Here is a 9,387-nt window from a genome sequence, read left to right as displayed (position 1 = left end):
CCCATAAAAAAATCCCCTCCATAGTAAACAGGTTAGTGTTCTTTCTTTTTCCTGTCTACTATAAGGGGATCATATCAGATTCAGGTAATCCTTTTTAGTATATTATGAAACTGTTACTGCTTTTTCTTTCTTCCATGAAAGGCCAAATCCAGTAAAGCCGACGATAATCGTTAAGACTGGGCAAGCTAAACAGAAAATTGCGTATGGAAGGTAATCGAATGTTGGAACGCTAAGGACGTTTGTTAAGAATACACCACTTACACCCCATGGTACGAGCGGGTTAATAACTGTACCTGCATCTTCTAATACGCGTGATAAATTACGACGCTCTAAACCGACTTCATCGTATTTATTAGCAAATGCTTGTCCTGTTAAAACGATGGATAAGTACTGCTCACCAAGTAAGAAGTTTACACCAATTGCAGTTGAAGCAGTAGAAATAATTAAGCGTGTACTATTTTTTACAAAGCTAGAGATGATATTCATTAGTTGCGTGATAATACCCATTCCTTGTAATAATCCTCCCATACAAAGAGCTAGGAAAATAAGGGCAATCGACATCATCATGCTTTGTAGACCACCGCGAGATAGTAAGCTATCAATGTCTTTAATACCAGTTTTAGAAACGTAGCCGTCTTGCATAATTTTCATTAAATCAGCTAAAGAAGTGCTAGGTTTAAAAATAAAGAGAATAATAATTCCTACCACAATTCCTGCAAGCAATGTTGGAACAGCTGGAACTTTTTTAAATGCGAATAGGAACAGTAATAAAATTGGAATAAGTGTAACGATAGAAATCGTTGCATTTTTCTCTAATGTGCTAATAAAGTTTGTGAAGTCAACGTCTCCACTCGTACCGCTTCCTAAAATGAAAAATGCGATAAAAGCAATAATGAAAGCTGGAACTGTTGTCCAAAGCATGTTACGAATATGCTCAAATAAATCTACACCCGTTACAGCAGGAGCTAAGTTTGTTGTATCAGATAAAGGAGACATTTTATCTCCAAAGAATGCGCCAGAAATAATTGCACCAGCGATTAGAGCCGGATCGTATCCGAGAGCACTACCCATACCCATAAAGGCAAGTCCTACAGTTGCGGCAGTTGTAAAGGCGCTACCGATACTTGTTCCAACAATTGCACAAACTACAAAAACAGTTGGAACGAAAACTTTAGGAGATACAATCTGGAAGCCGTATACCATTAAAGTTGGAATTGTTCCAGCAGCGATCCAAACACTAATTAATACGCCTACCAGTAAGAAAATAAAAATAGATGGAATACCAGCTGAAATACTACTGATCATCCCTTTTTCCATAGTAGACCAAGAGATTTTTTTCATAAATCCAAATGCTAATAAAAGAACGATACCAAATAAAATTGGGATGTGTGGTGAAACTTCTAATTGGATAACACTAAAGCCAATACAGAAAAAGATAAATAATGTTAAAAGAACAGATTCAATTTTTGAAACCATTGTTTTTCCCTCCTAAGTAATCTAAAATAGCTCTTTTTTATATAAAATTCGCCAATATTGTGTATTTCCTTCTAAAATTTAGAATTTTGTGACAAATTACCGGTAATTGTTGGTCCTTCAATATGATACGGAAATGATTGGATAAAAAAATGTCCCTGCATATAATTATGCAGGGACGAAGAAATCGCGGTACCACCCTAGCTTGTGAAATGAATGTATCACAAAATAAAGGGTCGTATGATATGCGCCAATAAAATAAAAACGCCCCTGCAATATATGCAGGGACGAAAAATTCGCGGTACCACCCTAAATTGTGAAACAGTTTCGTTTCACCACTCTTTAGATATAACGGTCTATAACCGTCTTTCACTACTCCTTACGTTTCGCAAAAGAAGCTCCAGGGGGTAATTCATAATTCGCTCTGTACTGGTTCGCACCGACCACCAGCTCTCTGAAATCAGAAATCGAAATACTACTAAATCCTATCAATGCCGATTCATATGATGTTAGTTAAATTTTTATCACATTTTCATCTTATATGTCAATAAAAATGTTCAATATTTTTTTAGGGAAATAAAGGTTAAATGTTTTTAATGTTCTAAATTTGTACGTTATAATGAATTTGAAAGGGGAGGAAAGAGTGAAGAAAAAAATAATTCTTTTTACCACCTTACTAGTCATTGGCGGAAGCGCTGGAATTTACACAGCTTTTGCAGCTGAATCAGAGCAGGCGAAGCAAAAGCAAATACAGCAGTCAGAAGTGAAGAAAGTGAAAGAAACGGAAGAGAAGAAGTCGATGGAAAAAGCAGCTGAGAAACTAGGAGTTTCTACTGATGGGAAAACAAAAGAAGAAGTTACGAAAGAAGTAGATAAGGCTAGATTTGAGCAGCGTCATGATTTATTAATTGAGCACGCTAAGCAACTTGGAATTGATACAGAAGGAAAAAAAGATGAAGAGATTATTTTAGAAATCGGAAAGTTACAACACGGAAAGTAGAACAACTTATCGTATGATAAGTTGTTCTTTTTTAAGAACTATTTGATTTAAAAATAATTGACAGTCATTTAAATTTAATGTTAACTTTATTTATAAAATAGTTAACATTAGGGGTGACAATTGTGACTGTTAATAGTAATACGACTGAAAAATCGTCTTATACATATGAAGAATTATCGGAGAAAAATAAAGCTTATGTATGGCATCCGTTTACACAAATGAAAGATTATTTAGAAGAAGATCCTGTCATTATTGAACGTGGAGAGGGAAGAAAGCTATACGATGTAAATGGAAATGAATATTGGGATGGTGTTTCATCTATTTGGTTAAATGTTCACGGACATCAAGTACCAGAATTAGATGAAGCAATTCGTGAGCAATTAAATAAAATTGCCCATTCTACTATGCTAGGACTTGCTAACGTTCCATCTATTTTATTAGCAGAAAAAATAATTGAAGTTGTGCCAGAAGGTTTGAAGAAAGTATTTTATTCAGACTCCGGTTCTAGCGCCGTTGAAATTGCAATTAAGATGGCCTTTCAATATTGGCAGCATAAAGGAAAACCGAAGAAACAAAGATTTGTTACATTAAAAGAAGCATATCACGGTGATACAATTGGAGCTGTTTCAGTAGGAGCGATAGACTTGTTTCACCAAGTGTATAGTTCACTTTTATTTGAGGCAATTAAAATGCCGTATCCATATACATATCGTTCTCCTTATGGAAATAATAAGGAGGAAATTGTGAAAAAACATTTAGAAGAAATGGAAGAGCTGCTGAAAGAAAAGAATGAAGAAATTGCGGCGATTATTGTAGAGCCTTTAATGCAAGGTGCTGGCGGTATGATTACAATGCCAAAAGGATATTTAAAAGGGCTACGTAATTTATGTACAAAATATAACGTTTTATTTATTACAGATGAGGTAGCGACTGGATTTGGGCGTACCGGGAAAATGTTTGCATGTGAACATGAAAATGTAACGCCAGACATTTTAACAGCTGGAAAAGGTTTAACAGGTGGATATTTACCAGTTGCAATCACCGTAACGACAGATGAAATTTATAATGCCTTTTTAGGAGACTATGAAGAACAAAAAACGTTTTTCCACGGTCATAGTTATACAGGGAATCCGTTAGGGTGTGCGGTAGCCATTGCGAATCTAGAGCTATACGAGAAAACAAATTTAATAGAAGAAGTGGCACGTAAGACAGAATATGTAGCGACGCAATTAGAATCGCTCTTTGCGTATAAACATGTAGGGGATATTCGTCAGTGCGGGTTAATGGTTGGAATTGAACTTGTGAAGAATAAGGAAACGAAAGAAGCGTTTGAATGGACAGAGAGAGTCGGTGTTCAAGTGTGTAAACGTTCAAGAGAGCTGGGCATGATTTTGCGACCACTCGGTAATACGATTGTATTTATGCCTCCTCTTGCTTCTACAATGGATGAGATTGATGATATGTTACATATTTTGTATAAAGCAATCTCGGATGTTACGGAGGGAGAATAATGAACGGTTTTTTTGTAACAGCAACGGATACTGAAGTGGGGAAAACTGTAGTTGCCGGTGCATTAGTAGGTGTATTTAGAGAATTGGGATATAACATCGGGGTATATAAACCGTTGCAAAGTGGACATGTTGCATCAAATCCAGAGGGAGATGCAGCAAGGTTAAAAGCATTATCAGGTGTACCGACAAAAGAAGATGAAATTTGCCCTTATTCTATTGAAGAGCCTCTTGCTCCGAGACTTGCCATGAAAAGAGCTGGAAGAGTAGTACATTTAAAAGACATTACTGATCATTATAATGAACTCTTGAAAGAGTTTAATAGCCTATTTGTAGAAGGAGCAGGTGGACTGGCTGTTCCATATACAGAAGACGCTTTAGTAATTGATTTCGCAAAGGAATTACAGCTTCCCCTTATTATAGTCGCACGCCCTACATTAGGAACAGTAAATCATACAGTTTTAACGATTGCTTATGCAAAGGCACAGGGCTTAACAGTAGCAGGTGTAATTTTATCCGGCTGCAAAGAATGTGAAATGGAAAGAGTACAAGAAAATAAAGAAATGATTGAAGAGCTAAGTGGGGTACCGGTTTTAGGTTTATTACCATTCTTTGAAGGTGCGTTTACAAAAGAAGAAGTCTTGGAATCTGCAAAAGAGTATATAATGATTTCAAAATTAGAGGAGTTCATCCGAAATGAATCAAACGTGGCGCACACATCTTCAATCTAAATTGCAACAATTAAATGAGCAAGGGCAGTATCGCAATTTGCATGTAACAGAACAAGCAGAAGAGACATGGCTTATTCGAGATGAAAAAAGGATGCTAAATTTAGCGTCAAATAATTATTTAGGGTTAGCTGGAGATGAGAGGTTAAAAGAAGCTGCTATTGCATGCACAAGAAAATATGGAACTGGGGCGACGGCATCAAGGCTCGTTGTAGGAAATTATTCACTGTATGAAGAGGTTGAGAGAAGTATATGCGATTGGAAAGGCACTGAAAAAGCCTTAGTTGTAAATAGCGGATATACCGCAAATATTGGAGTGATTTCTTCATTAGCCTGTCGTCACGATATTGTGTTTAGTGACAAATTAAATCACGCAAGCATCGTTGATGGAATTATATTAAGCGGAGCAGAGCATAAAAGGTATCGTCATAATGATTTAGATCATTTAGAGAAGCTGTTGCAAGTAGCACCGCCAAAAAAGAAGAAATTAATCGTAACAGATACTGTTTTTAGTATGGACGGTGATACTGCATATTTAAGAGATTTAGTGCAAATGAAAGAGAAATATGGAGCAATGATTATAGTTGATGAAGCACATGCGAGTGGGATGTATGGAATTGATGGAGCAGGATTGTCCCATATAGAAAAAAATATTGCTCAAAATATTGATATACATATGGGGACGTTTAGCAAGGCTTTAGGGTGTTATGGTGCGTATTTGACAGGTGATGCAATGTATATAGAGTATTTACAAAATATGATGAGAAGCTTTATTTTTACTACTGCTTTACCACCAGGAATGTTAGGGGCGGTACAAAAAGCAATTGAAATTGTGAGAGAAGATAATGAAAGAAGAGAGAGACTTATAGAGAATGGAGCATATTTTAGGACACATTTGCAAGAAGCTGGTTTTGATATTGGGGATAGCTCAACTCATATTGTACCGATTGTAGTCGGTTCAAATGAAACAGCTTTACGGTTTAGTAAAAGGTTGCAAGAGGTAGGTATTGCAGCAATTGCAATTCGTCCACCAACGGTTCCAGTTAATAGTTCACGGGTCCGTTTTGCGGTTACGTCTCAACATACAATAGCTGATTTGAAATGGGCTATTCAGCATATTATACGCATTGGTAAAGAAGAGGGGTTTTTCGTATGAAAGAGCTAAAGATTATTTTTATTCCTGGGTGGGGAATGGAAGAAGGTGTTTGGACTTTAGTTCTGCCGTATTTTAAAGGATATTCTGTTCAATGTATCAATTGGCGTAATGTGAAAGAACAAAGTGAATTTGCGGGGCGAATAATAGATGTAGCAAAAGATGAAAATGTAATTTTAGTTGGATGGTCACTAGGAGCGTTAGCAGCAGTTCAAGCTCATAAAAAGGTTAAGGCAAAAGGTATCGTACTAATTGGTGGTACTGCCAAATTTACAAATACGAGCGATTATACGAGTGGATGGAATGCTTTGCATGTAGAACGGCTGAAAAAGAATGTAGCGAGAAAGAAAGAAGATACGCTCAAGCGGTTTTATGAAAATATGTTTACAAAAGATGAGCTGAAAGAGAATACAAGGTTTGAAGATATGATAAGACGCTTTAAAGGTGATTCTATTCAGTCTTTGCAATTAGGTTTGGAGTATTTAATAGAAGCAGATATGAGAGAAGAACTGAAAGAAATTAAAGTCCCTATACTACTTATTCACGGAGAGCAGGATGTAATTTGTCCATTGTCTGCAGCACGTATTATGTCTGAGAATGAGACTGCCACGCTCAAGATAGTAAGTGAGGCTGGACACGCATTATGTGTAACGAATTTCGAATATTGCGGAAGTGAGATAATTCAATTTGTAGAGGGGATACGACATGATCAACAAAACGTTACTACAAAAACGGTTTAACGTGGCAGCTGTATCCTACGATCAATATGCAAATGTACAAAAAAAGATGGCACATTCATTACTTTCTACATTGAATCGGCGATATAGTGCAAATTCAACGATACGTATTTTAGAACTTGGATGCGGGACAGGATATGTTACAGAGCAATTGTCAAACTTATTTCCGAAAGCGCATATTACAGCCATTGATTTTGCTGAAAGTATGATTGAGGTTGCGAAAACTAGACAAAATGTGAAAAATGTAACGTTTTACTGTGAGGATATCGAAAGATTACGATTAGAAGGAACGTATGATGTCATTGTTTCGAATGCTACATTTCAATGGCTAAATGATTTAAAACAAGTGATAAGAAATTTATTTCATCATTTGTCTATAGATGGGATATTACTCTTTTCAACGTTTGGACATGAAACATTTCAAGAATTGCATGCTTCGTTCCAGCGGGCGAAAGAAGAAAAAAATATACAAAATGAAACATCGATTGGGCAACGTTTTTATTCGAAAAATCAGTTGCGCCATATGTGTGAAATAGAAACAGGGGATGTGCATGTTTCTGAAACATGTTACATAGAGAGATTTACAGAAGTTAGGGAGTTTCTACACTCTATTCGAAAAGTAGGAGCGACTAATAGTAATGAAGAATCATATTGTCAAAGTCCCTCACTCTTTCGTGCGATGCTTCGCATATACGAAAGAGACTTCACGGAAAATGAAGGGATAGTGGCGACGTATCATGCTTTATTTATGCATATAACAAAAGAGGGGAAGAGATGAAATGAAACAAGTACAAACAAAAAGGGATTGGAAAAAACTTGCACATGACGTAGTAGAAGAGAAAATGATTACGAAAGAGGATGCAATTGCGATATTAGAAGCTGATGATACAGAAGTGTTAGAAATTATGAATGCAGCTTACATCATTCGCCATCATCACTTTGGTAAGAAAGTAAAATTGAATATGATTATTAATACGAAATCTGGATTATGTCCTGAAGATTGCGGATATTGTTCACAGTCTATTATTTCAGAGGCGCCGATTGATAAATATGCATGGCTAACGCAGGAAAAGATTGTAGAAGGAGCACACGAAGCAATTCGCCGTAAAGCAGGTACATATTGTATTGTGGCATCTGGTCGTCGTCCGACGGATAAAGAGGTGAATCACGTAATTGGAGCAGTTAAGGAGATTCGTGAAACGACAGATTTAAAGATTTGTTGTTGTTTAGGTTTCTTAAACGAAGATCAAGCAGGACGTTTAGCAGACGCGGGTGTACATCGTTATAACCACAACTTAAATACACATGCAAATAATTACGAAAGCATTTGCTCCACTCATACGTATGACGATCGTGTTGATACAGTTCAAAAAGCAAAACAAGCGGGCATTTCACCATGCTCTGGGGCAATTTTTGGAATGGGGGAGACAATAGAAGAACGTGCTGAAATTGCATTTGAATTACAACGTATAGACGCAGATTCAATTCCATGTAATTTCCTTGTTGCTGTAAAGGGTACGCCGCTTGAAGGACAAAAAGAATTAACGCCGGTAGAATGTTTAAAAGTGCTGGCGATGATGCGTTTTGTAAACCCAACGAAAGAAATTCGCATTTCAGGGGGACGTGAAATCAATTTACGTTCTGTACAGCCAATCGGTTTATTTGCAGCAAACTCTATTTTTGTTGGAGATTACTTAACGACAGCTGGACAAGAACCGACTGCAGACTGGGGTATGATTGAAGATTTAGGGTTTGAGATTGAAGAATGTGCATTATAAGATAGATAAAAAGCAAACTTGTAAAAGAGTTTGCTTTTTTTGTAAATAAAATGTAATAAATAGTTGTGAAAGCTTGATACTATTGGTTTTTGAGCGAAAAAAAGAATTTTGGTGGACGAATTTTCCAAGCCCCAATTGTACATAGTAAATATGTAATTTATATTGGGTTGGAGGATTTTACATGCACAAATATATATTAGCGATTATGACTTGTCTAATTTTACTAAAAGCAATAAGTGCTGATCCAGTTAAGGCCGCCGAAAATCCTGAACAAAAAGAGATGCAACAACGAATTGAACAACATTTTCGAACGAAAGCTGAACATTTTGGATTGAAAACAGAAGGAAAAGACTTAAAGGAAGTGCGAAAAGAAATTACTATTATAGAAGAAGCGAAGAAAAGAGAGAATGTATGGAGAACAGCACAAACGCTTCGTATACAAACAGAAGGAAAAACAATGGATGAATTAATAAAAGATGTACGGAAAAAAGTAAAAAAATAAAAAAGAGGCCGCAGCCTCTTTTTTATTTTTTATGCCCATTGTTTTGATAAATGAGCCATTTCAATCGCAGCAACGGCGGATTCATAGCCTTTATTACCAGCTTTCGTGCCCGCGCGTTCAATCGCCTGCTCGATCGTTTCAGTCGTTAATACACCGAAAATAACTGGGATGTCTGTTTGTAGTGATAAAGATGCAACTCCTTTTGCTACTTCATTACAAACGTAATCGTAATGTGTTGTAGCACCACGAATTACAGTACCTAACGTAATAACAGCATCATACTTCCCGCTATTAGCCATCTTTTTAGCGATTAAAGGAATTTCAAATGCGCCAGGAACCCAAGCAACATCGATATCAGTTTCTTCTACACCGTGACGCTTTAATCCATCTAAAGCTCCGCCGAGTAACTTACTTGTAATAAATTCATTAAAACGTCCAACAACAACCCCAACTTTTAATCCTGTACCAACTAAATGACCTTCGAATACCATAATGAATCTCTCCCTTT

The 9,387-nt window shown here is 36.6% G+C and carries 10 protein-coding genes and 1 other annotated feature; of the genes, 8 read left to right on the top strand and 2 right to left on the bottom strand.

Annotation, left to right across the window (positions count from 1 at the left end):
• Positions 1–102: 102 nt before the first annotated feature.
• A complete protein-coding gene (nhaC, locus tag FS802_RS16470) occupies positions 103–1,476 on the bottom strand; it encodes a Na+/H+ antiporter NhaC (protein WP_000253740.1) in 1,374 nt (457 codons plus the stop codon).
• Between the two features lie 277 nt (positions 1,477–1,753).
• Positions 1,754–1,974, bottom strand: a binding site (T-box leader).
• A 142-nt stretch (positions 1,975–2,116) separates the two neighbouring features.
• Between nhaC and FS802_RS16465 the strand changes: the two genes are divergently transcribed.
• The 8 genes from FS802_RS16465 (at position 2,117) to FS802_RS16430 (ending at position 8,879) form a co-directional block, all read left to right on the top strand.
• A complete protein-coding gene (locus tag FS802_RS16465) occupies positions 2,117–2,473 on the top strand; it encodes a hypothetical protein (protein ID WP_000726893.1) in 357 nt (118 codons plus the stop codon).
• Positions 2,474–2,595: 122 nt separating this feature from the next.
• The gene (bioA, locus tag FS802_RS16460; protein WP_088107359.1) at positions 2,596–3,984 is read left to right on the top strand and encodes an adenosylmethionine--8-amino-7-oxononanoate transaminase; all 1,389 of its coding nucleotides are present in this window, start codon (positions 2,596–2,598) and stop codon (positions 3,982–3,984) included.
• A complete protein-coding gene (gene bioD, locus FS802_RS16455) occupies positions 3,984–4,712 on the top strand; it encodes a dethiobiotin synthase (protein WP_070169112.1) in 729 nt (242 codons plus the stop codon). Before bioA ends, bioD begins: the two co-directional genes overlap by 1 nt.
• Positions 4,678–5,865 carry an 8-amino-7-oxononanoate synthase gene (bioF, locus tag FS802_RS16450; RefSeq protein ID WP_098653306.1) on the top strand — a complete coding sequence of 396 codons (1,188 nt, stop codon included), beginning with the start codon at positions 4,678–4,680 and terminating at the stop codon, positions 5,863–5,865. The genes bioD and bioF overlap by 35 nt, the downstream gene beginning before the upstream one ends.
• Complete coding sequence (locus FS802_RS16445) at positions 5,862–6,602, top strand: alpha/beta fold hydrolase (protein ID WP_098653307.1); 741 nt, start codon at positions 5,862–5,864, stop codon at positions 6,600–6,602. The genes bioF and FS802_RS16445 overlap by 4 nt, the downstream gene beginning before the upstream one ends.
• Positions 6,568–7,377: a malonyl-ACP O-methyltransferase BioC gene (bioC, locus tag FS802_RS16440; protein ID WP_098653308.1), complete on the top strand. Its 810-nt coding sequence runs from the start codon at positions 6,568–6,570 to the stop codon at positions 7,375–7,377. The genes FS802_RS16445 and bioC overlap by 35 nt, the downstream gene beginning before the upstream one ends.
• A gap of 1 nt (position 7,378) precedes the next feature.
• A complete protein-coding gene (bioB, locus tag FS802_RS16435; protein ID WP_000815837.1) occupies positions 7,379–8,377 on the top strand; it encodes a biotin synthase in 999 nt (332 codons plus the stop codon).
• A gap of 181 nt (positions 8,378–8,558) precedes the next feature.
• Positions 8,559–8,879, top strand: coding sequence for a hypothetical protein (locus tag FS802_RS16430; protein WP_000549778.1), 321 nt, complete (start codon positions 8,559–8,561; stop codon positions 8,877–8,879).
• A gap of 29 nt (positions 8,880–8,908) precedes the next feature.
• Here the strand turns inward: FS802_RS16430 and ribH are convergent, their stop codons facing one another.
• A complete protein-coding gene (gene ribH, locus FS802_RS16425) occupies positions 8,909–9,370 on the bottom strand; it encodes a 6,7-dimethyl-8-ribityllumazine synthase (protein WP_000230900.1) in 462 nt (153 codons plus the stop codon).
• Between the last annotated feature and the right edge of the window lie 17 nt (positions 9,371–9,387).

Origin of the sequence: Bacillus sp. DE0042 (genome assembly GCF_007680225.1) — a bacterium.
GTDB classification, from domain to species: Bacteria; Bacillota; Bacilli; order Bacillales; family Bacillaceae_G; genus Bacillus_A; species Bacillus_A wiedmannii.
The sequence above is the reverse complement of the archived record's forward strand: the minus strand, read 5'-3'. Positions and strand labels throughout refer to the sequence as shown.

Excerpts from the sequence above, each read along its gene's own strand:
- nhaC (WP_000253740.1), bottom strand. The coding sequence starts at position 1,476 with ATGGTTTCAAAAATTGAATCTGTTCTTTTAACATTATTTATCTTTTTC.
- bioD (WP_070169112.1), top strand. The coding sequence starts at position 3,984 with ATGAACGGTTTTTTTGTAACAGCAACGGATACTGAAGTGGGGAAAACT.
- bioF (WP_098653306.1), top strand. The coding sequence starts at position 4,678 with ATGAATCAAACGTGGCGCACACATCTTCAATCTAAATTGCAACAATTA.
- FS802_RS16445 (WP_098653307.1), top strand. The coding sequence starts at position 5,862 with ATGAAAGAGCTAAAGATTATTTTTATTCCTGGGTGGGGAATGGAAGAA.
- bioC (WP_098653308.1), top strand. The coding sequence starts at position 6,568 with ATGATCAACAAAACGTTACTACAAAAACGGTTTAACGTGGCAGCTGTA.
- bioB (WP_000815837.1), top strand. The coding sequence starts at position 7,379 with ATGAAACAAGTACAAACAAAAAGGGATTGGAAAAAACTTGCACATGAC.
- FS802_RS16430 (WP_000549778.1), top strand. The coding sequence starts at position 8,559 with ATGCACAAATATATATTAGCGATTATGACTTGTCTAATTTTACTAAAA.
- ribH (WP_000230900.1), bottom strand. The coding sequence starts at position 9,370 with ATGGTATTCGAAGGTCATTTAGTTGGTACAGGATTAAAAGTTGGGGTT.